This window comes from Arthrobacter sp. Y3221159 (assembly GCF_059089885.1).
In genome coordinates, this window is the sequence record NZ_JBNHFC010000006.1 from 1 (window position 1) to 26,783 (window position 26,783).

Below are 26,783 nucleotides of genomic sequence, written 5' to 3' on the forward strand. Positions count from 1 at the left end.
ACCAAAACCAGTGGAAATAACACCAGCAAAAGCTGCACAAAATTTGAAACCAGCCAAAAACACCAAACCAATGCCACAGGGGCGGCACGATCCGGCAAATTCAACCAATTACATACATAATCGGTATCAACAAACTTGGCACACTATTGAGTTCTCAAACAACAGACACACCCGGCACCACCCAAACCAAACATTCAGGATCGCTCCGGAGCAACTTTTCAAACTTACCGGCGTTCAAAGAACTTTGCAAATCAGCGTTTCCGCGACCCGCGTCCCTCTCAACCACCCCCACCCGTTTCCGGCACCCAAACGAGCCACCAGATTTTGGTCTTTGTTTTAGGGGTTTGGCCGCCCGCGGTAACCAGCTCTTCGCTGTCTCCCTCGCGGCGACTCGGAAAACAATACACCCCCACCCACCCCACCGCAACCCGGCCCCACCACCCCACCAAAACCCCGGAAACACGCGCCAAAACCACCCACCAACCCACCCAGACACCCACCCGCCGTCGTAAATACTTCCTGTGTCCTGCAGCACAGGCAGAAGCCGGCCGTTCCGGCTGTGGGTTAACGCAAGAAAGGGCCGGCAACCGTGATGGTTGCCGGCCCTTTCCAAGCAGCTGGTATCAGCCTTGCGGGATTACCAGGAAGACTTGGTGATGCCCGGAAGTTCGCCCTTGTGGGCCATGTCGCGGAAGCGGACACGGGAGATGCCGAACTTCTGGAAGGTGCCACGGGGACGGCCGTCGATGATGTCGCGGTTACGCAGACGGATCGGGGACGCGTTGCGGGGCAGCTTCTGCAGGCCCAGGCGGGCTGCTTCGCGTGCTTCGTCGGTTGCGTTTTCGTCAACCAGGGTCTTCTTCAGTTCGAGGCGCTTGGCAGCGTAACGCTCAACGATGACCTTGCGCTGCTCGTTGCGAGCAATCTTGGACTTCTTAGCCATGTTTAGCGCTCCTCTCGGAATTCAACGTGCTGGCGGATCTTGGGGTCGTACTTCTTCAGGACCAGGCGGTCCGGGTCGTTACGACGGTTCTTGCGGGTTACGTAGGTGTAACCCGTGCCCGCGGTCGACTTGAGCTTGATGATCGGACGTACGTCCTTGTCCTTTGCCATTAGAGCTTCACCCCACGAGCCAGGATTTCGGCGACGACTGCGTCGATGCCGCGTACGTCGATGGTCTTGATGCCACGAGCAGAGACCTGCAGCGTGACGTTACGGCGCAGGGACGGAACCCAGTAGCGCTTCTTCTGGATGTTCGGATCGAACCGGCGCTTGTTGCGACGGTGCGAGTGCGAAATGCTGTGCCCAAAGCCCGGCTCGGCCCCGGTCACTTGGCAGTGTGCTGCCATGACTTCTCCTCAAGAATTGGATGTAATGATCCGCATATCTGCTGCTGGACCATGCTGCTAAGGGCGACCCAAAAATAAAGAAGGGCGAACGGTTAGTCACGCAACTTGAGCCCCTAACTACCGGCCACCCTGGAGAAAATACCGGGCAACCGGAGCAATTGCGCACGCTCCGCGCACTTAGCGCCTACCAAGTCTACGAGTTCGCGCAATTAAAGACCAATCCGGGGGAATTGGGTGTATAAGCAGGGCCCGACCGCGGCACCTTCCCGGGCGCCTAGAGCCGGGTCAGCCGGGGGTACTTGGACGAGAGGTTGTCTCCCGAGGATTTGCCTGTGACGCGGCGGACCACCCACGGGCCGGCGTATTCACGGAACCACTGGGCGTTGGCGCGGAGCGCTTCAGCGCCCTTCAGCTCCGGCACTGGCGTCATGGGCGGGATGTCAATGGAGTGGTCGTATTTGAGCACTTCCATGACCCGCTTGGCCATGTTGGCGTGCCCGGCTGCGGACATGTGCATGCGGTCCTTCGCCCACATGCCCCAGTCGTAGTACTCGCTAAAGCGCCAGTAGTCCACCAGCAGGGCCCCGTGATCACCTGCGATGCCGCGGACCAGCTCGTTGTAGATGGCTGTGCGGCCGCGCATCGTGCCGAAAACCTTGGAGCCGCGGGCGTCGAATCCAGTGAACATCAGCACTGTGGCCCCGGTGGCAGCCAGCTTGCGGATGCCGTCGTCGTACTCTGCCAGCAGGTCGTCGATGTCGATACGGGGGCGCAGAATGTCGTTGGCACCCGCGTAGATGCTCACCAGGGTGGGTTTGAGCTCGACGGCGGCGTCCACCTGCTCGGCCAGGATCTGCCGGAGTTTCCTGCCGCGGATGGCGAGGTTGGCGTAGCCGAATCCTGGGTCGTCGGCACCAAGCTGCTCTGCCACACGGTCAGCCCAGCCCCGGACGCCGTTGGGACGGGCGGGATCGTCGTCGCCCACGCCTTCGGTGAAGGAGTCGCCAAGGGCCACGAACCGGGAGGTGAAATCCATAGCGGTTAGTTTGCCATCCGTTGCCGGGAGCAACCAACCGGACGGGAGGCGTAGGTGCGGGTCCCTAGCTTTCGCGCAGGATCCAATGGTCCGCGTCCAGGCGGCCCACGACTTTTTCACCGATCCGGGCGAGGTCCAGGACGTCCTGCTCGGTCAGGGCGTCAAGGAAGAGGTTGCGTACCGATTCCACGTGGTCCGGGGCCAGGCCAACGATGGTGGCCATGCCTTCCTCCGTGAGGTGGGCGATGGTGACCCGGGCGTCGTGGGGGTGCGGCCGGCGCTCCACCCATCCGCGCTTCTGCAGCTTGGTCACTACGTGGGAAAGCCGGGACAGGGACGCGCTGCTCCGGGCCGCGAGCTCGCTCATGGGCAGGAACCGCTCGTCCGCCTCCGAAAGCATTGCCAGAACGGTGTAGTCGAAGAGCGAAAGCTTCCCGGCAGCGTGCAGCTTTGTGTCCAAGGCTGCGGGCAGCAGGGTGTTAATGCTCACCAGGGCCAGCCAGGCACGTCGTTCATCGGGGTTGAGCCACCGCGGTTCGGTCATCTCCATATTCTACGATTGATCTTTCAAGCTTCGCCGCCACCGGGTTCCGGTGCCGCAGGCCCCCGGTAGGCTATGGCGCATGTATGTTGTCTCCCTGACCTACCGGGTTCCGCAGGACATCGTCGATTTCCACAATGATGCGCACATCAGCTGGCTGCAAAAAGCTTTCGACGACGGCGTCTTCATCGCCGCCGGCCGGAAGGTTCCCCGGACCGGGGGACTGCTGCTGTCCCGGGCGGACCGTGCCACGCTGGACGCCAGCCTGGCGCAGGACCCGTTCTACACCAATGGCGTGGCCGACTTCGAAGTGGTGGAGTTCCACGCCGGCCGGGTGGCGCCAGGCTTCGAGAACCTCCTGGACAGTTAGGCGCCTTCTGCGGCTGCGGCGTTTTCTGCCGCCAGCTTCTTCAGCCCGCCTTTCCTGGGGACCTTAACCGGTTCGGGCCAGCGCGGGCTCAGTTGGTCCCCCAGCGTGACGCCGCGCAACTTGCGTCCGAAGAGCGGCAGGACCCAGTCGTTCACCCAGCGGCGCTGCCGCCGTTCCCACTCCCGCAGCGTGACAGGTGTTGGCGGTTCCCAGTCCTTGGGCCTGATTTTGTGCGGGACTCCCAGCTGGTCCAGTACCTGCCCGGCCAGGTACTTGTGCCCGGCCTTTGACATGTGGAGCCGGTCAGAGTCCCACATCCGGCGGTCGTGGAAGGCGTCGAGGCACCAGTAATCCACGAGGACCGCCCCGTACTTGGCGGCAATTTCCCGTACCCGTTCGTTGTAAAAGGAGTTGCGCCTCTTCAGCGGCTCGAGCAGCGCCGACACTTTGACGTCGAAGCCCGTGAACAGCACAAGGGTGGCCCCGGTTCCCGCCAGCTGACGGACGAACTCCTCATAGTCAGCCATCAGCACAGCCATGTCTGTCTTCAGGTCGAGGATGTCGTTGCCGCCGGCATAGAGGGTGACCAGCGTCGGCCTCATCCACAGCGCCGGCTCCAACTGCTCATCGATGATGTGCCGGAGCCGCTTGCTGCGGATGGCCAGGTTCGCGTACTTCCACCCGGGCTGTGCCTTGGCGAGTTTCTCTGCCACCCGGTCGGCCCAGCCCCGCACCCCGTTGGGCAGCCGCTCGTCCCGGTCCCCCACACCCTCGGTGAACGAGTCCCCCAGGGCAACGAACACCCGCCGCCCGGAGTCAGGAAGCAAAGGTTCATGCACCAGCCCAACCTAGCGGCGCAAGAAAAAGAAATCACGACGCCGGGATGAACAGTAAGTGAGCGCGCGTCCGGGTTTTAGCCGCCAGAAGTGAGCGGGCGTTTGGGTCCAACCGCTAAGCGACGGCAAGCCGGCAGTCACGGGGAGGCAAGGCAGGAGGCGGCTAGCCTTCGGCTTTGCCCTGCCTCCAGTACCCCATGAACGCAACCTGCTTCCGGTCGATGCCCACGTCGCGGACGAGGTACCGGCGCATGTCCTTGATGACGGCTGCTTCGCCGGCGATCCAGGCGTAGAAAGGCATGGCGCCCGCCGGCATGCCCGGGTTCTTGGTGGCAATGATCTCGGACGTTTCCATCCGGGACGGGGTCTCCCAGAGGATGTCCACGTCCACGTTGACGTCTTCGGGCTCGGGCCCGGCTCCGCCGTCCACTTCCTTAATCCCCACCCAGCCGGGTACGGGAACGGCTTTGCGGACCGCTTCCTGCAGCAGTTCGCCGTGCGGCCGGGACCGCCCGATCGAGGCCCCCCGCGCGAGCCAGGTGATCTGGATGTCGGCGGGTGAGGTGAGTTCCAGGAAGTCGCCCGCCTCGGGGACTTCGAGGAAGGCGTGGCCGGTCATGTACTCCGGGAGGCTTTGCAGGATGGCGGAGATGGCCGGGACAGCTGTCTCGTCGCCGGCCAGCAGGATCCGCTGGGCCAGGCCCGGCCGCCATTCGATGCCGGAGTAGATTTCGGCGGTCACGCAGTGCGCGGCGCGGTTGTTCGGGCCGATGATGGTGATGGCGTCCCCGGGCTTGGCGTTGCGGGCCCAGTTGGCAGCCGGACCGCCGTGGCCGTGGTCATCGAAATGCATGACGAAATCGACGTCGATCTCCGGGTACACCGCGTCAAGCCGGGCCTGCCGCACCGTGTAGGTGCGCATGGAACCGCGGACGGCGGGGTCCATCTCCAGCCATTCGCGGTACCACCCGGACGAGGCCATCTCGAAGGCCGGCAGCGGAAGCTGCGTGCCGTCCGCGGCGAGGGACGGGATCATGAGTTTGATCCGGAGGTCCAGGGTGTCCCCATGGACGCCGAAGTCCCGCAGCGAGTAGCCGCCGAACGTGATCCTGCGGAAGTTGGGGCTGAGTTCCTGGACCGAGGAGACGGTGACCTCGAACGCCAGGGTCATCGGCTCTGTATTCATGGACTGCGTGTTCATCGGCTTGGCGGACGCAGCATTTCGGGTCTTCATGAAACAAGCTCCAGTTCGGTGGGGACGTGGTGGCGGCCGATGGGGATGATCAGGGGTGTTCCGGACACGGGGTCGGGGATGACGCGGGAGTCGAGGTTGAAGACATTGCGGACCAGGCTTTCGGTGACTACCTCACGCGGGTTGCCCACGGCCACCACGGCGCCGGCCTTCATGGCGATGACGTTGTCCGCATACCGGGCGGCGAGGTTGAGGTCGTGCAGGACGATTGCGACGGTGGTGCCGCGCTTGCGGTTCAGGTCCGTCACGAGGTCCAGGACCTCCACCTGGTGGGCGAGGTCCAGGTAGGTGGTGGGCTCGTCCAGCAGCAGGACGTCGGTTTCCTGGGCGAGGGCCATGGCGATCCACACCCGCTGCCGCTGCCCGCCGGAAAGTTCGTCCACGTCGCGCCCGGCGAGGGCCAGCGTCTCGGTTGCTTCCAGCGCGCGCTGCACGGCGGCGTCGTCCTGGTCGCTCCAGCTGCGGAAGAAGCCCTGGTGCGGGTAGCGGCCGCGGCCCACCAGGTCGCGGACCGTGATGCCGTCCGGGGCGGTGGGGTGCTGCGGGAGGAGGCCGAGGGTGCGTGCCAGCTCCCGGGCAGGACGGGCGTGGATGTCCTTCCCGTCCAGCGTCACGGCGCCCGACGTGGGTTTGAGGAGCCGGGACAGGCCGCGGAGCAGGGTGGACTTCCCGCAGGCGTTCGCGCCCACGATCATGGTCACCTTGCCCTCGGGGATTTCCACGCTGAGGCCGTCCACCACGCAGCGCTGGTCGTATTTCAGCGTCAGGTCCTTGGCATTGAGAACAGCCACGTCAGGCATCCTTTCGGTTGGCCGTGACCAGGAGCCACAGCAGGAAGGGGGCGCCGAGTGCACCGGTGATGACGCCGACCGGCAGGACGGTGCCGTCCAGCAGCAGCGGGGCGAGGTTGGAGGCGAAGTAGTCTGCCGCGAGGACGATGAGCGCTCCCACCAGGGCCGACGCCGGGAGGCTGGCTTTGCCGGTGAAGCGGCGGGCTATGGGCCCGGCGAGGAAGGCGACGAAAGCGACCGGGCCGGCTGCCGCCGTCGCGACGGCCGCCAGCGTGACGGCGATGATCACCAGGGCGAGGCGGGACGCGTTGACGCGGACACCCAGGCCTGCGGCGGCATCGTCCCCGAGTTCAAGGATCCGCAGCGGCCCGGCGATGACGGCCACCGCGGGGATAAGGACCACCAGGGCGAAAAACAAGACACCTGCGCGGTCCCAGTTGGCGGAGTTCAGGGACCCGTTCAGCCAGACGAGGGCGTCGGCGGCGGTGCGGATATCGGCCCGGGTCATCAGGAAGTTGACCACCGCGTGGAGTGCGGCCGCGATGCCCACGCCGGCGAGGACCAGCCGGTTGCCGGCGGTGCTGCCGCGGCTGGTTCCGCGCAGGGCTCCTCCAGCGGAGATTGCGTAGATGATCGCGGCCACAGCCAGGGCACCGGCAAGGGCCGCGCCGGAGACCACGGCGCCTGACGCGCCGAAAACGACGATGGCGATGACGGCGGCGGCGCTGGCGCCGTAGCTGATGCCGATGATGTCGGGGCTGGCCAGCGGGTTGCGGAGCATTGTCTGGAACAGCGCACCGGCAAGGCCGAACGCGAGGCCGATCATGGTGCCGATGACTGCCCTGGGAAGCTTGTTTTCCATGACGATGAAGCTGGCACCGGGAATTTTTTCCCCGCCCGTCAGGTGCGCAACCAGGATCTTGAAGAAGTCCGGGATTGTGACGGTGTAGCTGCCGAGCAGGACGTACACCGCAAACAGGATGACGACGCCGGCAGCCAGCACGGCGGTCCGGTTCAGGAGCAGGCTGCCGCGGCGTTGCTCCATCTGGGTGAGGGTCACAGTCCGGCCCCTTTCCCCCGGCGGATCAGCCAGACGAACACGGGTGCACCCACCAAAGCGGTCATGATGCCGGCGGGAACCTCACCGGGGAGCAGCACAACCCGGCCGATGATGTCGGCCGCGAGCAGCAGCACAGGGGCGGCCACCAGGGAGAACGGCAGGATCCACCGGTAGTCGGGCCCGGTGAGGAACCGGACAGCGTGCGGAACCACCAGGCCGACGAAGGCGATCGGCCCGGCAAGGGCGGTGGCCGTTCCGCAGAGCAGGACGATGCCCAGGGCAGTGACAGCACGGGCCAGGCCCACGCGCTGGCCGAGGCCGCGGGCAATGTCGTCGCCAAGGGCCAGGCTGTTGAGGATGCGTCCGGTCAGGAGCACAATCGCGGCGCCCACGGCGAGGAAAGGTATCCCGGGCAGAACGACGGACCAGTCACGGCCGGCCACGCCGCCCACCTGCCAGAAGCGGAAGCGGTCCAGGGTGTCCTGGCTGGACACCAGGATGACGTTCATCAGCGAGTACAGTCCGGCGCTGAGTGCGGCGCCGGCCAGCGCCAGCTTCACGGGCGTGGCACCGTCCCGGCCAAGGGAAGCGATCAGGTACACCACGACGGCGGCAACCGCCGCGCCAATGAAGGCGAACCAGATGTAGCCGGAGAAGGTGGCGACGCCGAAGACGTAGATGCCGGTCACCACTGCCAGGGCGGCTCCGGCGTTAACGCCGATGATGCCGGGGTCGGCGAGCGGGTTGCGGGCGACGCCCTGCATGGCCGCGCCGGCAAGGCCCAGCGCACCGCCGGCGAGGAGGCCGAGCACGGTGCGGGGGATCCGGGCGTGGACTACTGCATGATCCCCGTTTGCGGGATCAAAGGAGGCCAGCGCCTCCAACGCGGTGCCGAGGGGAATGGCGCGGGCGCCGATGGCCAGGGACGCCCCGGCCAGGATGGCCAGCACGACGACGGCGGCCAGCAGCCAGGCGGCCCGCTTTCCCCCGGTAGCGGGGCCGCGGGAGGGACCCTTCGGTCCTTTCCCCCGCACCGCGGTGCCGGTGCCCCCTCCCCGGGAGGCCGCCGTCGTCGTACTGTGCGTCACGGAACGGTGCTTACTTCACTGCATCCGCAGCGGTGGCCAGCTGCGGCAGGAACGTGTCCAGCGACCACGGCAGGCTCAGCGGGGAGGCAGCGGAGATGGACAGCGTCAGCGTGTTGTCCGAATCTGCAACCAGGGCGCCGTTCTTGATGGCGGGGATCTGGCTCAGCAGCGGGTCGGCCTTGATGGCGTCCGCGGTGGAGGAGTCCGGAACCCAGGTCACGAAAACGTCGGATTCGAGCTCATTGGCCTTCTCGGCAGACCACGGGATGAAGAACTCCTTGGAATCCTTGGAGTTTTCCTCCACCACGGGGGCAAGCGTCATACCGATTTCGGAGAGGAACCGGGGACGGTTGTCGTTGGCCGTGTAGACGTTGACGCCGTCACCCTTGGCCGGCTCCAGGTTGCCGTAGATGAAGCTCTTGCCTTCGATCTGCGGGTACTTGGAGACCTTCTCCTCGATGGTGGCCTCGGTGTCCGAGATCAGCTTGGTGGCTTCGGCGTCCTTGCCGAGGGCCTTGCCGATGATGGAGGTGGAGTCCTGCCAGGAGGTGCCGTAGGCCAGTTCCGGATGGGCCACAACCGGCGCGATCTCGGTCAACTTCTTGTAGTCCTCCTCGGTCAGGCCCGAGTAGGCGGCCAGGATGACGTCCGGGGTGAGCTTTGCAATCTCGGTGAAGTTGATGCCGTCAGCCTCGGAGTACTGGACCGGGGCCTTGTCCGAGCCGAAGCCGGCGCCGAGCTCCTCGAGGGCTGCGTCTTTCCACGGGGTGGAGCCCTGCTCGTTGCCGCCCCACTCATTCTTGGGGACACCGACGGGAACAACACCCAGGGCAATGGCGACGTCGTCATTGACCCAGGAGACGGTGGCTACACGGGTGGGCTGCTTCTCAATGATGGTTTCACCGAATGCGTGTTCGATGGTGACCGGGAACTGCGAGCTGCTGGAGCTGGAAGGGCCGGCGTCCGTGGTGGAGGACGCGGGGCCGGTGGAGCAGGCCGAGAGGGTGAGCGCCGCTGCGGCCAGAACGGCCGTCGCCTTGCCGGCTGATTTGAACAGCGTGCGGCGTGTGGCACCAAGGCCTGTGAAGAGGGGGGAAGTCACGGAACTCCTTAAGTGAACGATGCGAACTTAAGTAAGGCTAGCCTACCCTCTGCTGCATTACGCAACGTTTACGTATCTTATTCCATGAATGAAGGACACAGGGACTGATGCGTGTCGCTGCCTTGGACAGGCGGTGTCCCATTTGGCAGGATGACACTGCTGGTTCCGCACAAGCGCCGACCAGCCTGCAGAAGAGATGGGAACCACGGAGAAATGTGCACGCGCATGGCCTTCAGCGCCGCCGCTGCCACGGGAAGCGGGGCGGCCGCTTTGGCCTGCTCCGAGGGAAATGACTGACCCCTTGTTTCCCTGACCCACGTCGGGTCCCATCTCTTACGAAAGTACAGCCATGCAATCAGTCACGCCCCAACAAATCCGGGCATCCTTCATCAATGCCAGCCGCTCCGAGGTGGCCAAACTCAACCTGCCCAAGGATTTCGACTCCCTTGGCTGGGACAACCTCGAGTTCCTGGGCTGGCGGGACGAGAAGATGCCCCTCCGCGGGTACCTGGTAGTCCCCGGCGCTAAAGGCCTGACCGGCATCATGTTGCGTGCCCCCGAAAGCGGCGCCCGGAAGAACCGCTCGGTGCTCTGCGAACTCTGCCGGGACGTCTTTTCCAAGGAGGACGTACTCCTCTGGGTGGCCAGGCGCGCCGGCCAGTCCGGACGCGATGGCAACACCGTGGGCACCCTTATTTGTGCCGACTTCCTGTGCTGCGGCAACGTGCGCAAGGAACCGCCGGCCAACGAGATCAATCCTGACCCGGCCGCCGTCGTCCTCCGCCAGATTGAAGGCCTAAAGGACCGCACCGCCCAATTCCTGGCCAGAGTCCAGGGTCAGTAGTCGGCGCGCAGGCCAGCCCTGCAGCGGAAGCCCTCCCCCAAGTGGGGGAGGGCTTCCCCGCCTGCCGGTCAGCGGTAAGAGAAGCTCATGAGCACGGACTTCAGGGCACGGCCTTCGGCACTCCAGTACCAGGCTTGCGCTGCCTCAGGACCCTCGAACCGCGCTTCATCGAACAGCACATCTGCGGTCAAAATGCGGTCGCCGATTCTGACAAGGCCGTATTGCACTTGGCCGTCCGGCGAGACGGGCGCTCCTGGCGTCAGGCCCATCCGGTAATGAGTAGCGCCATCAGTGCGATCAATAAAGAACGAAGAACTAGGCGTGGGAACAGAAGCGCCGATCAGTCCCGGCACCGGATCCGTCTCAATGATGTTCCTGGTGACGTTTCCGGCCGTGGCGTCACCGACCTGGCTGTAGTACACAGCGATCTGCTCCTTGCCGCTGGCATCCAAGACGGTCGCCGTCTCCACGGCGGGGGACGCTGACACCTGCTCATGCTTCACGCTCCAGCCTTCAGGATAAGCAAACGACAGGCGGCCATCTGCGAACGTGAAGGCTTCCGGTCCCGGGGGCACGAAGGACGAGGTGGCAGCGGGAACAATTGATGGATCGGGGCTCGTCGTGACAGTCGGGGCGGCCGGCGTTGCGGACGAGCCCCCGCTCGACGTGGCCGTTTGTGCGGATGACCCCGCGGTCTCCCCACTCCCCGCAGAAGTGCCTGCCGCGCAGCCCGCGAGGGACAGCGCCGCCGCAGTGATCGCGGCCAGGAGGAAGGATGCTCGGTGTTGTGGGTGCATCGGAATGCCTTTCAAGATGACGCCATCGTCCTCTTGGGGACAGTGCGGAACCCCAGTCTGTCCGCAGTACCTGTGGGAATTACTCAGGCGAGGTGAGTTGGTAGAGCCAGAGTGGCACAGCAAAAACAGCTGCTTCTAGAGCCTGAACAATAAATCCATCAATTTGTTATATGCGGTTTCGGATCAGCGCAGAACGATATCCACTGGGTTAGCCTCGGACCGCCAAGACCCCTCTTCACCGGGCCGGGGCTTGATCACCGGGGCCGTCAGGACGCCCGAACGGTTGGTGCGCCTGTCCCGGAGGATCTCAGTCACGGAGCCCAGGTGTCGGGACAGGTCGATCACGTTTTCCGGGGCGGCAAGCAGCAGCTGGAATCCGAACTCGTGCAGCGCCTTGATGCCGGCACCGGCGAATTCCTCGGAGGCCAGGACGAACGCCTCATCCATCATCACAGTGCCGTACGTGGTGAAGCCCTGTTCGGCGATGCCCAGCTGGTAGCTCAGCGCAGCGGCCATGATGAACGCGGTGAAGCGCTGCCGCTCACCGCCGGACATGGAGCCCGTGTCCGCATGCATGAAGACGTCGGTCTTCTTGCCCGTCTTTTTGCCCGACGGCGCGCCGGTCACCTCACGGTGCTCCTTGCACTGGATGAACAGGTGTCCGCGGACGTCCAGCACCTCGGCCCGCCAGCGCCGGTCTTCCGGCGCCTGCGAGCCCAACCGCTTCACCAGCGTCTCCAGCGACTTGTAGCGCGCGGTGAGCTCGTCGTCGTCGTTCTTTTCCGCTCCCGCGGCATCGGAACGGGAAGGCCGGGTGTGGCGGGCCTTGAGCGCGTTCTGGATGGCGTCCTTGAACTGCTTGGCCGTGGGCGGCAGGGTCTGCTTGATATCCAGTTCCAGGTAGCTGCCCTCATGGAAGTTCACCTGCGACAGGATGCCGTTGAGGGGCAGGATCCGGCTGGTGATGGAGCGGCGTTCCTCGTCCAGGAGGTGCAGCAGGGTGCTGAAGGACTCGTGCGTGCGCTGGTTGAAGAACTGCCGAAACTCCGCCTCCTGCGCCGGCAGCCCGTCGCTGACAATAGCGTGGTACCGGCTTTCGAACTCGCTGGCGGCGCCGATGGTGGTGCCATGGTCGGCGGAGATGGCACTCCCCCAGTCCCGCACGAAGCCCTCGAAGATCCGCGTCAGCCGCTCGGCGGTGGCCTGGCCCCGGGACTCGGCAGCATGCAGCTCCGCCAGCAGCGCCGTCCGCACCCGGTTGGCCAGGTTGTCCAGTTCGTGCATTTCGGTCACGTCGCCAAAGTCGGCGAAGTGCGGTTCCAGCGCGGCAACCGTGGCGTCCGACGGCGGCGCCTGGGCCAGGCGTTCACGTGCGCCTTCCAGCAGGGAATCGGCAGCGGTCAGCTGACGGTCCAGGGCCTTGTACTCGCTCTGCAGGACCGCGGCAGCCTCGGTGCTGGACTGGTGCTTCTGCCGCACCTCCTCAATGGTGGCACGCAGCGGTTCAAGGTCCGCCTGGGCGGCGAGGGCGTCCTTGAGCCGCTGCTCAATGCGCGCCAGTTCATCCGCTGCCACCGCCGCTGACACCTGTTCCCACGGGCGGTCGTCCTCCGCGATGCGGCGCAGGGCTTCAAGCTGGCGGCTCATGCCCTGGTGCGAGTCCTCACGGCTTTGCGCGAGTTCGGCGGCCTTGGCCACCTCTTGCCGGAGATCCTCCACCTGGCCGGCCACGAGTTCCAGCTTGGCGGCGTTGTCGAAGCCCAGGACATAATCCTGCCGGCTGGTGAAGCGGTCGTCCTTCTCCACGGTGTGGCGGTTGCGCTTGACCACGCCACCCAGGCTCAGGCCCTTGTCCAGGCCGGCCAGTTCGTCCGGATCCTCCACGCAGGGGTAGGCGAAGTCGAGTGCGATCCGTTCACGGATCCAGGCTCCGGCCTCAGCAGCCGCACCCGTGGCCAGGATGTCCAGCTTGGTGAGCAGGTCGCCGTCGCGCACGTCCTCCACGGCCAGTGCGCCGCCGGCCAGCGGCTTGGAGACATCCACTGCCCGCAACGCGCCGCGCACCTTGTTGTCATTCAGGTACCGCGTGACGGCGGCGAAGTGCTTGCCCGGAACCAGCAGCGTGGTGGCGAGGCTGCGGAGCGCACGTTCAGCAGCCGGCCGCCAACGCTCCTCCCCCTCAGCCAGGTCCATCAGCTCACCCGCGAACGGCATCCGCTCTTCCGGGATGCCGGTGGCGGCAGCAATCGCGGAACGGTTTTCGATGCTCGACGGCGGAAGCAGGGACTTGCGCGTCTTCAGCGAGACAAGTTCCTGCTCAGCCGCTGCCAGCTCGCGCTTCTTCGTCGCGTGGGCGTCGAAGGCCTCGAACCGCAGCTCCTGGAGGACCTGCGAATCATCCTTCAGCTCGGCCGACCGCGCCGCTGCCTGCTCATGCGCCTGCTCCCAGCCCCCAGCCGTCCACTCGAGCCGCAGCCCGGCGTCGGCGAGCGCCTGCTGGGCCGATTCTTCCACTTGCTGGCGGAGCTTCAGCCCCACCCGGGCGTTTTCAAGCGACTGCTCAATCGCGGAAATCGCGTTGCCGCCCTGGCTGTTGTAGTCGGTCTCCAGCTGGCGCAGTTCCTTGGCCAGGCCGTCCCGGACCGCGCGCTCGGCCCCAAGCTCTTTGGCCTTCGCCTGTGCCAGCTCCTTGAACCGGGCCAGTGTCTTCTCGTGGACCGTGACAGCCAGCCGCTGCTTGTACGCCTCGAACTCCTCGCCGGCGAGCTCCCGCAGCCGGTTCGCGTCAAGGAGCGACTGCGCATACTCGCGGTTCAGCCCTGGAACGGGAGCCAGCTGGTCGCGCTGCTGCCGCACATCCTCCAGCCGCTGCCGGATGGACATCAGGTTGCTGAACTCCTCCACCACGTCGTCAGCGGCGGCAAGTGTGGCCGGCGCATCCAGCACCTGGTCACGGAAGAACGTGTTCACGCTGCCGCCCAGCCCCTTGCCCGCCTGAATGACGCGCAGGAGCGGAAGCGCCTGGTCCGAGTTGATCCCCAGCAGCCTGCGGAAGCGCTCGGCGAAGGCCTTGTGCACGTCGAAAACCTGCGCGTGCGGGAAGGTCGTCTCAAGTACAGCCTTGGTGAACCGCTTGTCGGCGATGCCCTCCACAGCCTCCAGGTCCAGGGGCGTGCTGTCGATCAGGTAGAACCGGCCCACGCTGGACTCCGTGCCGTTCTTCGGCAGGTCGAACAGCGCCGAGACCGTCACCTTGGTGCCCGCGGCGTTGTCGAACGTCAGCGCGACGGCGGACCAGGTGGCACCCGGGCGCTGGAACGCACTCGCCGATCCCTCGCCCACGGCCTTGTCGCCCACCTTGCCGCGCATGTACGTGAACGTCGTCCGCTTGTCCTCCACAGCGCCGCCCGAACGCTGCGCCGCCGCCTCGTTGGACCGCGGCCGGGCATCGAACACCCGCAGCATGGCATCGAACAGGGTCGACTTTCCCACTCCTGAGTTGCCGGTGAGCAGCGTGCCGTCCCGGTCCACGTGCATCGTGTGCGCGCCGTGGAACGTGCCCCAGTTGACCACCTGCACCAGCGCAAGCCGCATCTGGCCCGGGTTGGTCACCTCACCCATCGGAAGCATGCTCGCGATACTCATTTGCCTTCTCCTTGGGGTTCCGGGGCCGACTCACCTATCGCGACGCCACCGGACACATGCTCTGCGTCCTCGGCAGCGTCCTCTTCCGCATCCAGATCCAGGAGGGGTTCTGTTCCTGACTGGTCTGCTGATGCGGCCACCAAAGCTTCGATGTGGGCCGGGATGTCGCCGATGTTTTCGAACGGGAGCGCCAGGGGCAGGGCGTTGGAGATCGTGTAGACGTCGTCCAGGCCTGTGGGAAGCAGGAGCTGGCGGGCCAGTAGTTTGGTGATGGCACGGGTGACGACGTCGGAATCGCGGAGGGCGTCCTGCTGGCCGGCGGGCTGGTAGTGGGCCACGAGGTCGGCGATTTCCTCGCGGGTGATGGTGGGATCCGTCTGCGCCGTGACGTGCCGGTCCAGCAGCAGGCGCAGCCGGAGCAGCACGATGGTCTCCACCCGGCTCAGTGCGCGCTGCTGCCGCAGGATGCTTGAGCGGGCGCCGCCGCCGATCACCTCGGGGTCCACCGGGCGAAGGACCGCGATTTTGCGCTCGTGGTCAAGCTGCATGGCCAGGAACAGTTCGGACAGCCGGCTCCGCAGGATCACCTGGTTGTCCAGCAGCACGGTCCACAGCTTCTCGTCCCGGCCGCCGTCGATGTACGGGCCTTTCAGGAGCTTCACCAGCGCCTGCCGCACTTTCATGGACAGCACTCCAGTGTCCCCCGGGAACAGGGCAGCACCGTCAACAAAGGTGTCGCGGGGAGTGACGCCGCCGATAACCGGGCTGGTCGCAGTCCCGGCAGGCTCGGCTGCCGGAACCGCCGTCGTGCTGTCTTCAGTCATCGTCAATCCTTTGCGAGCGTGACCACGGGCAGGTAGGCCCTGCGGGTGGTGCCGTCTATCTGTTCAAAGTCCAGGCCGTCGATGGCTTCGCGGTCAAAGTTCGCGCCGTCGTGGAGGGCCTGGGAGAGGAGCGCCCGGATGGAGTTGATGTGCTGCTCCTCCGGCGGCAGGTTTTGCCACGCCTCGGCAAGGGTGGCGGCTCCTGCCATGGCGGAGCGGATGGCCTGGGGTTTGGCCTTGCCCGTCCGCACGGATCGCACCCTGTCCGAGTCGCTGAAGGCGATGGGGTCCGCGAGTTTGGGCGGAGCGGCGAACTCGTCCGGGTCGAAGAGCTTCACCATGGAGAGGGATTCGAAGCCCGCGTTGTAGAGCACCGGGCCGGGCACCAGTCCCGGGCGGTCGCGCTCGTAGGGCAGTGACCGGATGGCCTGCTCGGCCTCGCGCAGCACCTGGCGCAGGCGGATGGACTGGCGGAAGTCGTCGCTCTGGATGTAGGTGTTGAGGCTTTCGCTGAGTTTGCCGTAGATGCGCTGGATCTGGCTGTGCTGCTGGCGCAGTTCTGCCACCAGGTTCTTCAGGGTTTCGCGGTCCTCGGCGGAAAGGTCGTCGGCGAACTGCCGGCTCAGCACCTCGCCGATGGCCGAGCGGAACCGCAGCTGCTGCTGGGGATCCTCAAGGAAGGCCGTGAACGAGCGGAAGGTCCTGCCCTCCGGGCTCTGGCGGAGCCGCTTGTCCGCCTCCAGCACCTGGGCCATGGTGGCGCCCTTGGTCAGGGATTCCTCGATGATCTGGTTGCGCAGCTCGCCCACCAGCTCCTCGATCCGGTCACGCATCTTCTTGTAGTCCGCCGGCAGGCTCGCGGCGAGGTCAAGGATGTTGCCGGCGACCTCCACCGCTTCGTCATCGTCCAGCAACCCGTCGAACTCGCCGCTGCTGATGTCCTGGATCAGCTGCTGGCGCTCCTCGATCTCCTCTTCAAGGGATTCAAGGCGGGCACTCTGGTCCGGGTTGGTCTCGTTGGCGAGCTTTTCCACGTCCCCCAGGAGGGTGCCCAGGCGGGAGCCGTTGAGGGTGGAGCGCTCACTGGACAGGCTGTCCAGGAAGGCGAGCACACGGGCGGCGGGCTCGGTAACTTCGTACACGATCTGGCCCGACTGGTTCCGGCGGGTCAGGAACTGGCGCCGCGTCCATTCGTCGCCGAAGGATTTGCCGTTGGCTCCGCCGCCCAGTCCGGGGTCCTGCCGGCGCAGCTCCTCGAGGAAGGAGTCGACGTCGGCGTGGAACTCCTCAAGCGGCAGCTGCGGACGGGTGCGGGTGAAGGATGCCTGCAGCACCGCGATCACCCAGGGCGCCGACCGCGTCAGGGCCCAGGCGGGCCCTTTGGTGAGGAGTTCGAGGTCCCGGAGCCGGGCGCTGATGGCGTCAGCGGATGACCTGGCGGAGCGGGGCACACACTCTCCTTGGGCTGTTTGCGGGGCGGGGGCAGGAACGGAAAACTGCCAGCTACAAGGTTAACCCAGCGGCCGCGACCCCTCCGTGACCTACTGCGCCGTAGGATTTCGATCCCATATCAACAGCGGTCTCCGCAGGCCGGGGCTCTGGCCCACCGCGAAGAAGTACCCCTACGCTTCTGCTACTGATCTTCGCCATCGCAACGCCGCAGCAGCAGGGGGATACATGCAGTTCGACCTAAGCACACTCGAAACCGGCACTCTGGTATTTATCGGAACGCTGGTCTTCGCGTTCATCCTGGCAGCTTTCGTCCTAGCCGCAGGGCTGGCGGCCCTGGTGCTGCTGGGCGTCGGCAGGCTGGCATGGGTGATGGTTGTGAACTCGCTCCTGGCAGTGGTCCACGGCATCAACGCGGGTTGGGACCGCCTGATCAACCACGCGTCAACAGTGGACGTAGCCGGAGAACTCCAGGCCCAGTCCACCCCTAGCACCGGAACTTACCCGCGGGTAATATTGAGAGACAGCTAAAGGGTTCTCCAACCCGGCGGATCCATGGCTTCACCGGCCACTCCGGCCAAGGAGATAACCCATGACCTCCGCCACTGAATTCCCGTCCACGGACGCCCCCGCCGAGGAAACTCCCGTACCGGCCGGCCATATTGGCTCCGGCGCCACGTCCGCCGATGCCCGGGCCGTCGCAGAAGCCGCCCGCCAGACAGACTGGGACCGCCCCAGCTTCGCCAAGGGCCTCTATTTGGGCAGCTTCGACCTCAGCCTGGTCCATCCCTGGCCCACCCCGGACCCTGCGGACGTGGAGCGCGGCGAGGCGTTCATGGCCCGCCTGACTGGGTACGCGCGGACCATGGACGGCCGCATCATTGAGCGTGAGGCGAAGATTCCGGACGAATACATCCGGGACCTTGCCGATCTGGGCGTCTTCGGCATGAAAATCCCGCAAGAGTACGGCGGCCTGGGACTTTCCCTGGTGTACTACGGACGCGCACTCGCCCTGCTGGGCAGCGTGCATCCCAGCCTCGGAGCCCTGCTCTCGGCACACCAGTCCATCGGCGTGCCGGAGCCGGTCAAGGTGTTCGGCAGCCCGGAACAGAAACGGGAGTACCTGCCGCGCTGCGCGGCCGGTGCCATCACCGCGTTCCTCCTGACCGAGCCGGACGTGGGCAGCGACCCCGCCCGGATGGGCAGCACCGCAACGCCAACGGACGACGGCGAGGCGTACCTCCTGGACGGCGTGAAGCTCTGGACCACCAACGGGGTCATCGCGGAACTGGTGGTGGTGATGGCGGTAGTTCCGGCCTATACCGCCGCCGACGGAACCAGGCACAAGGGCGGGATCAGCGCCTTCGTGGTGGACATGGACTCACCCGGCATCACCGTGGAAAACCGGAACACCTTCATGGGCTTGCGCGGGATAGAAAACGGGGTCACCCGGTTCCACCAGGTGCGCGTACCCACGGCCAACCGACTGGGGCGCGAAGGCCAGGGCCTGAAGATCGCGCTGACCACCCTTAATACAGGCCGGCTCTCCATCCCCGCGCTCTGCGTGGCGTCGGGGCGCTGGAGCCTGAAGATCGCCCGCGAATGGTCCAACGCGCGCACGCAATGGGGCAGGCCGGTCGGTGAACATGAGGCCGTGGGCAAGAAGGTTGCCTTCATCGCCGCCTCCGCCTTTGCCCTGGATGCCGTCTTTGAACTCTCCGCCGAACTCGCCGACGCCGGCCAGAAGGACGTGCGAATCGAAGCCGCCCTGGCCAAGCTGTGGGCAACCGAGATCAGCTGCCGGATCGCCGACGAACTGGTCCAGGTCCGGGGCGGCCGCGGCTTCGAGACCGCGGAGTCACTGGCAGCACGCGGCGAGCGGGCCGTGCCTGCGGAGCAGCAGCTGCGGGACCTGCGCATCAACAGGATCTTCGAGGGATCCTCCGAGATCATGCGCCTGCTGATCGCCCGGGAAGCCGTGGACGCGCACCTTGCCGCAGCGGGCGACCTCGCGTCCATGGACGCGAGCCTGTCGGACAAAGCGAAGGCCGCCGTCGGCGCCTCGGGCTTTTACGCCAAGTGGCTGCCTAAACTCGTGGCCGGAGCCGGCATGGACCCTCGGTCCTACGCGGAGTTCGGAAGGCTGGCCAAACAGTTGCGCTTCGTAGAGCGCTCGTCCCGCCGCCTGGCCCGTCAGACCTTTTACGGCATGGGCCGCTGGCAGGCCAAACTGGAGCGTAAACAGGCCTTCCTTGGCCGCGTGGTGGACATCGGTGCCGAGCTGTTCGCCATGACGGCCTGCTGCGTCCGCGCCGAAATGCTGCTGCACACGGCTCCGGAGCGGGCCGCGAGCGCCTACGAGCTCGCCGAGGCGTACTGCGAGCAGGCACGGGTGCGCGTGGAGGAATACTTCGACCAGCTGTGGCGTAACACGGACGATGCCGACCGCGCGCTCACGCGCAAGGTCCTCGCCGGGGACTACACGTGGCTGGAGGAAGGCGTCCTGGACCAGTCCGAAGGGACCGGACCATGGATCGCCGATGCCTCCCCAGGCCCCTCCAAAAAGGACAATCTGCACCGCCGGTACCGGTAAAACCGCAGGTCACAAAATAGTAAGCACGCTTGCTATCGCTGTGCGTCAATGGTTGAGTTGAAGCATGAGCAGCTCAACTGACCCAGAGAACCTGCCTCCGCGGCGCGCCCGGGAGGACGACACCCCGAGCGGGAGCCACCGCACCGCAGACGCGGACAGCCAGAGCACGCGCTCCTTCGACCAGGTGCCGGCAACGGACGCCGCGCCGGCCTCCACGTATTCGGAGCGACCTGCAGCCTATGCCGAGCGGGACTACACTCCTGCCGCCACTGCCCCGGCGGTGGATCCGAACCTCACTGACCAACAGACCGCAGTGGCGCGGGAAAAGGAACAGTTCGGCGGGATCAAGGTGGGCTCAGCCTTCTTCGGCTGGCTCACCGCCACCGGCATGGCAGTCCTGCTGACCGCCCTGGTGGCAGCCGCGGGAACAGCAGTTGGCCTCGCCAGCAACACGGATGTCAACGAAGCAGTGAACCAGGCGGCACAAAACCAGGGCACGGTTGGACTGGTGGGCATCATCGTCCTGCTGGTGATCCTCTTCCTGTCCTACTATTGCGGCGGCTACGTGGCGGGCCGCATGGCGCGTTTCGACGGCGCCAAGCAGGGCCTGATGGTATGGATTTGGGCGCTGATCGTGGCGATCCTCGTATCCATCCTGGGCCTCGTGGCCGGGCAGCAGTTCAATGTCCTGGCCAACCTGAACAGCTTCCCGCGCATCCCCATCAATGAGGGCCAACTGACCACCACCAGCATCATCGCTGCCGTCGTGGTTGCCGCCGTCGCCCTGGTGGGTGCAGTCCTGGGCGGACTCGCCGGCATGAGGTTCCACCGCAAAGTGGACCGGGCCGGGTTCACGCCGGACAGCGACTACGACGACGAGTAATTCAGTGGGTAAGCCGTGGCTTCAGCAGCACAGTCCCACACCTCAGGCGCTGACGTCCCCGTCTACGTAGTACCACCGGCCGTCTTCCCGGATGAACCTGCTGGCCTCGTGCAGGACTCCCCGCTCGCCGCCGTACCGGTAGTACGCCTTGAACTCGACCGTCCCTGCGGTGTCGAAAGGACCACCTCCGCTGGTGGACAGGATGTCCAGGCGGCGCCAGCCCATCCCCGGATCGGGCTCCAGGGTGGCAGGGGCGGTGTCCGGGTGCCAGGTACGCAGCAGGTAGTCCGCGTCCAGAAGCACGAACGCGCTGTAGCGGGACCGCATGAGCTGCTCCGCGGTGGCAGCCTCCGCCGCGCCGGAGTGGAAGCGCCCGCAGCACTGCGCGTACGGCTCCCCGGACAGGCACATACAGTTTTCCTGCCCCGCACTTTTTGTCATACCGGGATGCTGTCATATCCGGTAACAGCTTTGCTACAACCCCCGGCACACCGCCTCCGCCGGCGGCATGGAACACCAAAAATCCGTATGGTGGAGAAGGTGCCATGGCCCGGGCACAGTGGCAGAGGCGGGGGTTCCGCTGCCTGCAGAAAGGAGGGGTGACGTGGAAAACCCGGATACGCTCGTCCTCAACCTGACCTTCCTGGGCACGGTGGGCGTTGCCTTCCTGATGTTCTTTATCCTCTTTCTCCTGGGCGTCATCACCCTGGTGCTCGCGGGCGTGGGACGGCTGGCCGCCATAATCCTGATGGGCCTGTTCGGCTGGCGTCCGCGGAAGGAATCCATACCGCTTGTCCAGCTCTACGGCACCCGGCTGCAGGGCCGGAAGGATGCCGCCGACGGCGGTGCTGCCGCGGCATCAGCATCGGGCCCGGCGCGCCCGGGGCTGCTTGCCCGCACCTCCGGGAAACCCGCTGCGGGGCCGAACGGCGGGAGGCAGCCGCGCGATTGGCGCGCCGCTCTGAAGCCCGCACACCTTAAAACGGCGCTGCGCACCGCCGTCGACCATCACCCTGCGCTGACCGCCGCGCGGCGTGAACCGCCCGTCCTGGCCGAGGATTGGGCCTCCGCCGTGGCCGAGGCCGACGCCCGTGCCATCGCTCGGGCACGGGCAGCCGCGCCCGAGATCAAACTCTCCGTAAGGGACCTGCCGGATCCGAAGGTGCCGGCGGAGAAAGTGGCTGAAGTGGCCCCGCTGGTTGAGTCCTCCCTACACAACCACCGGCCTCCGCACGAGGTTCCACGGTCGTTCAAGAAACCTCCGCACCCGCCAGCCCTCGCGCCGTTGGACACAGGATCGCTCGTGTCCCTGACCGGCCCCCAGCAGATACTCAAGGAAACGTCGCCCGCCAGCGAACAGACGGATGGAAAAAAGCCCTTACCCTGAGCAACCATCTGGGCTAGCGTGAAACGCATGGAATTCAGATACCTCGGAAACAGCGGTTTCAAAGTCTCGGAAATCACGTTCGGCAACTGGCTTACCCATGGTTCCCAGGTGGAGAACGACGTCGCCACCCAGTGCGTGCGGGCGGCCCTGGACGCCGGGATCAGCACCTTCGACACGGCCGACGTCTATGCAAACACCGCGGCGGAGACCGTTCTGGGCGAGGCGCTGAAGGGCGAGCGCCGCGAATCATTGGAGATTTTCACCAAGGTCTACGGACCCACGGGCCCCAAGGGCAAAAACGATCTTGGTCTGTCGCGCAAACACATCATGGAATCCATCAACGGGTCGCTGCGCAGGTTGCAGACCGACTACGTGGACCTCTACCAGGCGCACCGCTACGACTTCGAAACGCCGCTGGAAGAAACCATGCAGGCGTTCGCGGACATCGTCCGGCAGGGCAAGGCACTCTACATCGGGGTCAGCGAGTGGACCGCGGACCAGCTTCGGGAAGGCCACGCCCTCTCCAAAGAGCTCGGCTTCCAGCTCATCTCCAACCAGCCGCAGTACTCCATGCTGTGGCGGGTCATCGAGGCCGAGGTAGTGCCGGCGTCGGAGGAACTGGGCGTGTCCCAGATCGTGTGGTCGCCCATGGCCCAGGGCGTCCTCAGCGGCAAGTACCTGCCCGGCCAGCCCGCGCCGGAAGGCAGCCGGGCCACGGATGAAAAGGGCGGAGCCAAGATGATCGAGCGCTGGATGCGCGACGACGTCCTGTCCGGTGTGCAGGACCTCAAGCCCGTTGCGGAGGAAGCCGGCCTCTCCATGCCGCAGCTCGCAGTCGCCTGGGTGCTGCAGAACCCCAATGTGGCGTCTGCCATCGTGGGTGCCAGCCGTCCGGAGCAGATAGCGGACAGTGTGGCGGCGGCCGGCGTGACGCTGGAGCCGGAGGTCCTGAAGAAAATTGACAACGCCATCGGCTCGCTGGCGGAACGCGACCCGGCAAAGACCCAGTCCCCGCCAAAACGGGAGGCGTAGGCCGGGAAGAGGCGTTGACGTGCCGGCGGTGCGGGCGTAGACCTGTGGCATGACCCAGACCTCCCGGCATGAGCAGCCCACCGGTCCAGATTCAGCACCCGTCCAGCCGGGGGCAGGCCCCACCACCGGCCCCCTGACCCGGGAAGAGCTGCAGCTGTCCGCCCGGAACCATTCGATGCCGCTGGAGGCACTTCGCAGGGATGTCACACCGCCGGGGCTCCACTACGTCCTGACGCACTTCGACATTCCGGACCTCGACGCCGGCTCCTGGCACCTGCGGATCAGCGGCGCGGTGGAGCGCGCGCTCGAGCTGAGCATGGCGGCGCTCCGCAAGGACCCCGCCATCACCGTACCCGTGACGCTGGAGTGCGCCGGCAACGGCCGGTCGCTCCTCTCGCCCCGGCCCATGAGCCAGCCCTGGATCCAGGAAGGAGTGGGCACCGCGCACTGGACAGGTGTTCCGCTCGCCTACCTCCTGGGCAAAACTGGCGTTCTCCAGAACGCCGTGGAAGTGGTCTTCAAGGGTGCCGATGCAGGGGTCCAGGGCGGCGTCCCCCACCACTACGCGCGGAGCCTGCCAATCCGTGAAGCGCTGCGTGCCGACGTCGTACTCGCCTACAAAATGAACGGCGCCGAACTGCCGCCCCAGCACGGCTACCCCCTCCGCCTGGTGGTTCCGGGCTGGTATGGGATGGCCAGCGTGAAGTGGCTTGAGTCCATCGAGGTGGTCACCGCCCCGTTCACCGGATACCAGCAACAGGTGGCCTACCGCTACCAGGACTCCGCGGACGACGCCGGCACCCCGGTTTCGCGGATCAGGGTGCGTTCGCTGATGGTTCCGCCGGGCGTCCCGGACTTCTTCACCCGCAAACGCATCCTGGCCCCGGGCCCGGTGCTGCTACAGGGCCGTGCATGGTCCGGCGGGGGCGCGGTGACAGGCGTGGAGGTGGGGATCGACGGCACGTGGCTGACCGCCCAGCTGGACAAGCCCGCCGGCGGATTCGCGTGGCGGAAGTGGACGCTGCCCTGGGTGGCGGACCCGGGCGAGCACGTCCTGTCCTGCCGGGCCACGGATGCCACCAGCGCCACGCAGCCCCTGGAGCAAAACTGGAACTACCAGGGGATGGGCAACAACATGGTGCAGCAGGTCAGCGTAACGGTGGAATGACCCAGCACTGAATGCCGGCGCGCACGGGGCTATACTCGGTGCCAGCCATGACCAGCCTTCCTGCCTCCCCCGCCAGCGTCCGTATTGATGCCTGGCTGTGGGCCATCCGCGCCTACAAGACCCGTTCCGCCGCCACAGCCGCCTGCCGGGCAGGACACGTCCGGCTGAACGGCAGCCCGTCCAAAGCCTCTGCCACTTTGGTGACCGGCGATACCGTGACAGTCCGGATGCCCGGATACGAACGCATCCTCGAAGTGCGGCGGCTCATCGCCAAGCGGGTGGGTGCGGAAGCGGCATCGCACTGTTTCACCGACCACACCCCGCCCCGGCCGCTCGCGCCGGCGCTGGGCCTCCCGCAGCGGGACCGGGGCACCGGACGGCCAACCAAGAAGGACCGCCGCGAGATGGAGCGGCTCCGCGGGCAGGCCTGACGAGCCGGCCAGGGACACCGAGCTCGTGCCCGTTGCGAACTCGTCTTGGCGTCAGCGGCCGGTCTTTGTGCGCGCCTGCACGAGGTTGGCGAACGGCAGCTTCCCGAATTCCTGCAGGAATGCTGCGTGGTAGTCGGCTTCCGCGTCGTTCAGCTGTTCGGGGGCCAGTTCCTTCCAGGCAATTGACAGCGATCCGGCATCGGTGAGCTGCCAGATGGCCCGGCCGTCCCAGTGCCCGGGCGGCTTTCCTTGCCCGAAGTCCACAAATTCCTGGATCTGGCGCCGTAGCCCCCGGTTGCCCTTACTACCCGGCCCCGCCTTTCCGACGTAAAGAACGACGGCGGCGTCCACCCACGCCGCGATAAGTGCGGCTTCGGGGAGGGACGGGTCCTTTTTCTTGAAGGTGCCGGCCGTGCTTTTCTTCAGGAAGCGCGGCTCGAAGCCTTCCGGGGCCACGACAGCGAAGAGCCCTGTCCCCTGCGGGACCCGCATGGTCTCGAGGTCACGGACAAGGCGGAAGCCGGCAAAGCCTTCGGCCTTCAGGCCCTTCCTGGTGAACTGCATAGTGTCATTCAACAGCACCTGCCGGCGCTGCTGCGTTCCGTTTTCCCGCGCGCACTTCAATCAACTGCTCCAGGTAGGGTGCCATGGCCCAAATTTTCCTGCCTACCCTCAGAGCGGAAGCGTAGAGTGGCCTAAGACGCCTGGTTCTGACCACCTTGCTGTGAGGGAGAGATCGTGACGATTGACTGGGATGAAAAGAAGGCCCTGCTACAGGAACCGAACATCGCGAAGGTAACCCAGCTTTGCGACGAACTTATGGAAAGGAAGCCCGGCTCCACCGTTCCGTACATTGATCCGGTGCACGACGAGGACGAATGCCGGATCGTCAGCCTGCAGGGCAGCCCCGGAAAAGGCACCGAGTCCGGTTTTGTGTCGCACAATAATGACGATGAGGCCGCGCGGCGGGCCACCCAGATCTACGAACTCGCTGAGCTCGACCCCCGCTATGTGATGCCGTGGAACGCCTATCCCTGGGTCCGGGAGCCCGGCAGCCCGTCAGCGCTGAGCGTGCAGGAGAAGACCGACGGCCTGCGCCCGTTCCGCCAGTTCCTCAAAATCAACTCCCGTGTCTCGGCGATCATCGCCCACGGCACCGACGCCTCCGCCTTCCTCACCCTCTACGAGAAGACCTACCACTCGTCACTGAAGAACAGCGGCATCAAGATCTACAAGGCAACCGCGCTCGGAGGCCGGGCGTTCGCCGTCTCCGAAGCCAAGCAGGAAGAACTCCTGGCAAAGAACGTCGAGATCTATAAAGACGCCATGCAGCGGGCCGGCATCCAGCACCTGTGACACCTGCCGCGCAGCGGATGGTGCTCGACTGGCTCCTGGCCGGCGACCCTGCCATCCGCTGGCAGGCCCTGCGGGACCTCGCTGATGCTCCTGCCGCCGAAGTCAGGGCCGAACGGAACCGCGTTGCCACCGAAGGCTGGGGTTCCCGTTTGCTCGCCCTGCAGGGAACGGACGGGCAGTGGGCCGGCGGCACCTACTGGCCGGCAGTCGACGATGATCCCGACAACCAGCCCTGGACCGCCACCACCTACAGTCTGTTGCTCCTGAAGGACTTCGGTCTGGTCCCGGGCAGCCCGCAGGCCCGCCGTGCTATCTCGCTCGTCAGGGACAACAGCCGCTGGGAAGAAGGCAACCAGCCGTTCTTCGAAGGTGAAGTGGAGCCCTGCATCAACGGCATGGCCACGGAGCTGGGCGCCTACTTCGGGGAGAACGTGGACAGCGTTGTGGAGCGGCTGACGGGTGACCAGTTGCCCGACGGCGGCTGGAACTGCGAGGCCGTCAATGGCTCCACACGCTCCTCATTCCACAGCACCATCTGCGTCCTCGAAGGACTGCTGGAATACGAGCAGGCCACCGGCGGGACGACCGCATCCAGGGCTGCCCGGGAACGGGCTGAAGACTACCTCCTGGAGCGCCGGCTGATGCGGCGGAAAGCGACCGCGGAGATCATCAGTGAGGACTGGCTTCGCTTCTCCTATCCCACCCGCTGGTTCTATGACGTCCTCCGCGGCCTGGACTACTTTCGGGCCGCGGGAGCTGCCCCGGACCAGCGCCTGGCAGAGGGCGTGGAGCTGGTCCGCAAGAAAGAGCAGCCGGACGGAACTTGGCTGCTGGAGAACACGCATCCCGGGAAGGTCCATTTTGCGCTGGAGGACGGCGATGGCAGCCCCAGCCGCTGGAACACGCTGCGCGCCCTTCGGGTTCTCCGTTGGTTCGACGGTCCTTGAGC

The 26,783-nt window shown here is 65.8% G+C and carries 28 protein-coding genes; 11 read left to right on the forward strand and 17 right to left on the reverse strand.

Translation table 11 applies throughout. The features are described from left to right. Positions 1-637: 637 nt before the first annotated feature. The 5 genes from rpsN to AC5RT3_RS07650 form a co-directional block, all read right to left on the reverse strand. Positions 638-943, reverse strand: a complete 306-nt coding sequence (gene rpsN, locus AC5RT3_RS07630; protein WP_009358853.1) for a 30S ribosomal protein S14 — start codon at positions 941-943, stop codon at positions 638-640. 2 nt (positions 944-945) lie between these two features. Next, positions 946-1,113 (reverse strand): 50S ribosomal protein L33, encoded by a 168-nt coding sequence (gene rpmG / locus AC5RT3_RS07635; protein ID WP_003798558.1) that lies wholly within the window; start codon positions 1,111-1,113, stop codon positions 946-948. Continuing rightward, positions 1,113-1,349, reverse strand: coding sequence for a 50S ribosomal protein L28 (gene rpmB, locus AC5RT3_RS07640; RefSeq protein WP_009358852.1), 237 nt, complete (start codon positions 1,347-1,349; stop codon positions 1,113-1,115). Before rpmB ends, rpmG begins: the two co-directional genes overlap by 1 nt. A 274-nt stretch (positions 1,350-1,623) precedes the next feature. Continuing rightward, positions 1,624-2,385, reverse strand: a complete 762-nt coding sequence (locus AC5RT3_RS07645) for an SGNH/GDSL hydrolase family protein (RefSeq protein WP_494123914.1) — start codon at positions 2,383-2,385, stop codon at positions 1,624-1,626. A 64-nt stretch (positions 2,386-2,449) separates the two neighbouring features. Continuing rightward, the gene (locus tag AC5RT3_RS07650) at positions 2,450-2,929 is read right to left on the reverse strand and encodes a MarR family winged helix-turn-helix transcriptional regulator (protein ID WP_494011584.1); all 480 of its coding nucleotides are present in this window, start codon (positions 2,927-2,929) and stop codon (positions 2,450-2,452) included. Between the two features lie 79 nt (positions 2,930-3,008). On the opposite strand from AC5RT3_RS07650, the gene AC5RT3_RS07655 reads away from it, so the two are divergent. Then, entirely contained in the window at positions 3,009-3,296 is a 288-nt protein-coding gene (locus AC5RT3_RS07655; protein ID WP_494123915.1) for a YciI family protein, read from the forward strand. Here AC5RT3_RS07655 and AC5RT3_RS07660 read toward each other — a convergent pair. From AC5RT3_RS07660 to AC5RT3_RS07685, 6 genes are all read right to left on the reverse strand, one after another. Continuing rightward, positions 3,293-4,138: an SGNH/GDSL hydrolase family protein gene (locus AC5RT3_RS07660; protein WP_494123973.1), complete on the reverse strand. Its 846-nt coding sequence runs from the start codon at positions 4,136-4,138 to the stop codon at positions 3,293-3,295. The genes AC5RT3_RS07655 and AC5RT3_RS07660 overlap by 4 nt on opposite strands. Positions 4,139-4,295: 157 nt before the next feature. After that, complete coding sequence (locus AC5RT3_RS07665; protein ID WP_494123916.1) at positions 4,296-5,366, reverse strand: siderophore-interacting protein; 1,071 nt, start codon at positions 5,364-5,366, stop codon at positions 4,296-4,298. After that, positions 5,363-6,175: an ABC transporter ATP-binding protein gene (locus AC5RT3_RS07670; RefSeq protein WP_494123917.1), complete on the reverse strand. Its 813-nt coding sequence runs from the start codon at positions 6,173-6,175 to the stop codon at positions 5,363-5,365. Before AC5RT3_RS07670 ends, AC5RT3_RS07665 begins: the two co-directional genes overlap by 4 nt. Before the next feature lies 1 nt (position 6,176). Continuing rightward, positions 6,177-7,220: a FecCD family ABC transporter permease gene (locus AC5RT3_RS07675; RefSeq protein ID WP_494123974.1), complete on the reverse strand. Its 1,044-nt coding sequence runs from the start codon at positions 7,218-7,220 to the stop codon at positions 6,177-6,179. Between the two features lie 11 nt (positions 7,221-7,231). Continuing rightward, the gene (locus AC5RT3_RS07680; RefSeq protein WP_494123975.1) at positions 7,232-8,269 is read right to left on the reverse strand and encodes a FecCD family ABC transporter permease; all 1,038 of its coding nucleotides are present in this window, start codon (positions 8,267-8,269) and stop codon (positions 7,232-7,234) included. Positions 8,270-8,333: 64 nt separating this feature from the next. Then, positions 8,334-9,425, reverse strand: a complete 1,092-nt coding sequence (locus tag AC5RT3_RS07685) for an iron-siderophore ABC transporter substrate-binding protein (RefSeq protein ID WP_494123918.1) — start codon at positions 9,423-9,425, stop codon at positions 8,334-8,336. Positions 9,426-9,774: 349 nt separating this feature from the next. Between AC5RT3_RS07685 and AC5RT3_RS07690 the strand changes: the two genes are divergently transcribed. Then, positions 9,775-10,269, forward strand: a complete 495-nt coding sequence (locus tag AC5RT3_RS07690) for an FBP domain-containing protein (RefSeq protein ID WP_494123919.1) — start codon at positions 9,775-9,777, stop codon at positions 10,267-10,269. A 68-nt stretch (positions 10,270-10,337) separates the two neighbouring features. Here AC5RT3_RS07690 and AC5RT3_RS07695 read toward each other — a convergent pair whose 3' ends face one another. The 4 genes from AC5RT3_RS07695 to AC5RT3_RS07710 all read right to left on the reverse strand — a co-directional run bounded on the left by AC5RT3_RS07695 (position 10,338) and on the right by AC5RT3_RS07710 (position 16,986). Further along, positions 10,338-10,772 carry a hypothetical protein gene (locus tag AC5RT3_RS07695; RefSeq protein ID WP_494123920.1) on the reverse strand — a complete coding sequence of 145 codons (435 nt, stop codon included), beginning with the start codon at positions 10,770-10,772 and terminating at the stop codon, positions 10,338-10,340. 477 nt (positions 10,773-11,249) lie between these two features. After that, positions 11,250-14,711: an ATP-binding protein gene (locus AC5RT3_RS07700; RefSeq protein WP_494123921.1), complete on the reverse strand. Its 3,462-nt coding sequence runs from the start codon at positions 14,709-14,711 to the stop codon at positions 11,250-11,252. After that, a complete protein-coding gene (locus tag AC5RT3_RS07705; RefSeq protein ID WP_494123922.1) occupies positions 14,708-15,535 on the reverse strand; it encodes a DUF4194 domain-containing protein in 828 nt (275 codons plus the stop codon). Before AC5RT3_RS07705 ends, AC5RT3_RS07700 begins: the two co-directional genes overlap by 4 nt. Positions 15,536-15,537: 2 nt before the next feature. Continuing rightward, a complete protein-coding gene (locus AC5RT3_RS07710; RefSeq protein ID WP_494123923.1) occupies positions 15,538-16,986 on the reverse strand; it encodes a DUF3375 family protein in 1,449 nt (482 codons plus the stop codon). 226 nt (positions 16,987-17,212) lie between these two features. Between AC5RT3_RS07710 and AC5RT3_RS07715 the strand changes: the two genes are divergently transcribed. From AC5RT3_RS07715 to AC5RT3_RS07725, 3 genes are all read left to right on the forward strand, one after another. Then, positions 17,213-17,515, forward strand: coding sequence for a hypothetical protein (locus AC5RT3_RS07715; RefSeq protein WP_494011572.1), 303 nt, complete (start codon positions 17,213-17,215; stop codon positions 17,513-17,515). 61 nt (positions 17,516-17,576) lie between these two features. Next, entirely contained in the window at positions 17,577-19,577 is a 2,001-nt protein-coding gene (locus tag AC5RT3_RS07720) for an acyl-CoA dehydrogenase family protein (RefSeq protein WP_494123924.1), read from the forward strand. Positions 19,578-19,641: 64 nt separating this feature from the next. Then, a complete protein-coding gene (locus tag AC5RT3_RS07725) occupies positions 19,642-20,460 on the forward strand; it encodes a TIGR04086 family membrane protein (RefSeq protein WP_494123925.1) in 819 nt (272 codons plus the stop codon). A gap of 42 nt (positions 20,461-20,502) precedes the next feature. Here AC5RT3_RS07725 and AC5RT3_RS07730 read toward each other — a convergent pair whose 3' ends face one another. After that, a complete protein-coding gene (locus AC5RT3_RS07730; RefSeq protein ID WP_494123926.1) occupies positions 20,503-20,901 on the reverse strand; it encodes a YchJ family protein in 399 nt (132 codons plus the stop codon). Positions 20,902-21,064: 163 nt separating this feature from the next. On the opposite strand from AC5RT3_RS07730, the gene AC5RT3_RS07735 reads away from it, so the two are divergent. From AC5RT3_RS07735 to AC5RT3_RS07750, 4 genes are read left to right on the forward strand one after another with little or no spacing between them, the layout of a single operon-like run. Beyond that, positions 21,065-21,847 carry a hypothetical protein gene (locus AC5RT3_RS07735; protein WP_494123927.1) on the forward strand — a complete coding sequence of 261 codons (783 nt, stop codon included), beginning with the start codon at positions 21,065-21,067 and terminating at the stop codon, positions 21,845-21,847. Positions 21,848-21,874: 27 nt separating this feature from the next. Then, a complete protein-coding gene (locus AC5RT3_RS07740; protein WP_494051854.1) occupies positions 21,875-22,879 on the forward strand; it encodes an aldo/keto reductase family protein in 1,005 nt (334 codons plus the stop codon). A 49-nt stretch (positions 22,880-22,928) separates the two neighbouring features. Beyond that, positions 22,929-24,047 (forward strand): sulfite oxidase, encoded by a 1,119-nt coding sequence (locus AC5RT3_RS07745; protein ID WP_494103776.1) that lies wholly within the window; start codon positions 22,929-22,931, stop codon positions 24,045-24,047. 47 nt (positions 24,048-24,094) lie between these two features. Further along, the gene (locus AC5RT3_RS07750) at positions 24,095-24,478 is read left to right on the forward strand and encodes an RNA-binding S4 domain-containing protein (RefSeq protein WP_494011565.1); all 384 of its coding nucleotides are present in this window, start codon (positions 24,095-24,097) and stop codon (positions 24,476-24,478) included. A gap of 51 nt (positions 24,479-24,529) precedes the next feature. Here the strand turns inward: AC5RT3_RS07750 and AC5RT3_RS07755 are convergent, their stop codons facing one another. Further along, on the reverse strand, positions 24,530-25,042 hold the full coding sequence (locus AC5RT3_RS07755; protein ID WP_494103775.1) for a hypothetical protein: 513 nt from the start codon (positions 25,040-25,042) through the stop codon (positions 24,530-24,532). A 174-nt stretch (positions 25,043-25,216) separates the two neighbouring features. On the opposite strand from AC5RT3_RS07755, the gene AC5RT3_RS07760 reads away from it, so the two are divergent. Beyond that, positions 25,217-25,834, forward strand: coding sequence for a uracil-DNA glycosylase family protein (locus AC5RT3_RS07760; RefSeq protein ID WP_494051857.1), 618 nt, complete (start codon positions 25,217-25,219; stop codon positions 25,832-25,834). A gap of 17 nt (positions 25,835-25,851) precedes the next feature. Beyond that, entirely contained in the window at positions 25,852-26,781 is a 930-nt protein-coding gene (locus AC5RT3_RS07765; protein WP_494052011.1) for a prenyltransferase/squalene oxidase repeat-containing protein, read from the forward strand. Positions 26,782-26,783 lie beyond the last annotated feature (2 nt).

Bases quoted from the DNA above. Each gene is read 5' to 3' on its own strand.
- AC5RT3_RS07655 (WP_494123915.1), top strand. From the start codon at position 3,009: ATGTATGTTGTCTCCCTGACCTACCGGGTTCCGCAGGACATCGTCGAT.
- AC5RT3_RS07715 (WP_494011572.1), top strand. From the start codon at position 17,213: ATGCAGTTCGACCTAAGCACACTCGAAACCGGCACTCTGGTATTTATC.
- AC5RT3_RS07720 (WP_494123924.1), top strand. From the start codon at position 17,577: ATGACCTCCGCCACTGAATTCCCGTCCACGGACGCCCCCGCCGAGGAA.
- AC5RT3_RS07650 (WP_494011584.1), bottom strand. From the start codon at position 2,929: ATGACCGAACCGCGGTGGCTCAACCCCGATGAACGACGTGCCTGGCTG.
- AC5RT3_RS07645 (WP_494123914.1), bottom strand. From the start codon at position 2,385: ATGGATTTCACCTCCCGGTTCGTGGCCCTTGGCGACTCCTTCACCGAA.
- rpmG (WP_003798558.1), bottom strand. From the start codon at position 1,113: ATGGCAAAGGACAAGGACGTACGTCCGATCATCAAGCTCAAGTCGACC.
- AC5RT3_RS07705 (WP_494123922.1), bottom strand. From the start codon at position 15,535: ATGACTGAAGACAGCACGACGGCGGTTCCGGCAGCCGAGCCTGCCGGG.
- AC5RT3_RS07665 (WP_494123916.1), bottom strand. From the start codon at position 5,366: ATGAAGACCCGAAATGCTGCGTCCGCCAAGCCGATGAACACGCAGTCC.
- AC5RT3_RS07750 (WP_494011565.1), top strand. From the start codon at position 24,095: ATGACCAGCCTTCCTGCCTCCCCCGCCAGCGTCCGTATTGATGCCTGG.
- AC5RT3_RS07745 (WP_494103776.1), top strand. From the start codon at position 22,929: ATGACCCAGACCTCCCGGCATGAGCAGCCCACCGGTCCAGATTCAGCA.
- AC5RT3_RS07690 (WP_494123919.1), top strand. From the start codon at position 9,775: ATGCAATCAGTCACGCCCCAACAAATCCGGGCATCCTTCATCAATGCC.
- rpsN (WP_009358853.1), bottom strand. From the start codon at position 943: ATGGCTAAGAAGTCCAAGATTGCTCGCAACGAGCAGCGCAAGGTCATC.
- AC5RT3_RS07700 (WP_494123921.1), bottom strand. From the start codon at position 14,711: ATGAGTATCGCGAGCATGCTTCCGATGGGTGAGGTGACCAACCCGGGC.
- AC5RT3_RS07755 (WP_494103775.1), bottom strand. From the start codon at position 25,042: ATGCAGTTCACCAGGAAGGGCCTGAAGGCCGAAGGCTTTGCCGGCTTC.
- AC5RT3_RS07765 (WP_494052011.1), top strand. From the start codon at position 25,852: ATGGTGCTCGACTGGCTCCTGGCCGGCGACCCTGCCATCCGCTGGCAG.
- AC5RT3_RS07740 (WP_494051854.1), top strand. From the start codon at position 21,875: ATGGAATTCAGATACCTCGGAAACAGCGGTTTCAAAGTCTCGGAAATC.
- AC5RT3_RS07725 (WP_494123925.1), top strand. From the start codon at position 19,642: ATGAGCAGCTCAACTGACCCAGAGAACCTGCCTCCGCGGCGCGCCCGG.
- AC5RT3_RS07675 (WP_494123974.1), bottom strand. From the start codon at position 7,220: ATGGAGCAACGCCGCGGCAGCCTGCTCCTGAACCGGACCGCCGTGCTG.
- rpmB (WP_009358852.1), bottom strand. From the start codon at position 1,349: ATGGCAGCACACTGCCAAGTGACCGGGGCCGAGCCGGGCTTTGGGCAC.
- AC5RT3_RS07730 (WP_494123926.1), bottom strand. From the start codon at position 20,901: ATGACAAAAAGTGCGGGGCAGGAAAACTGTATGTGCCTGTCCGGGGAG.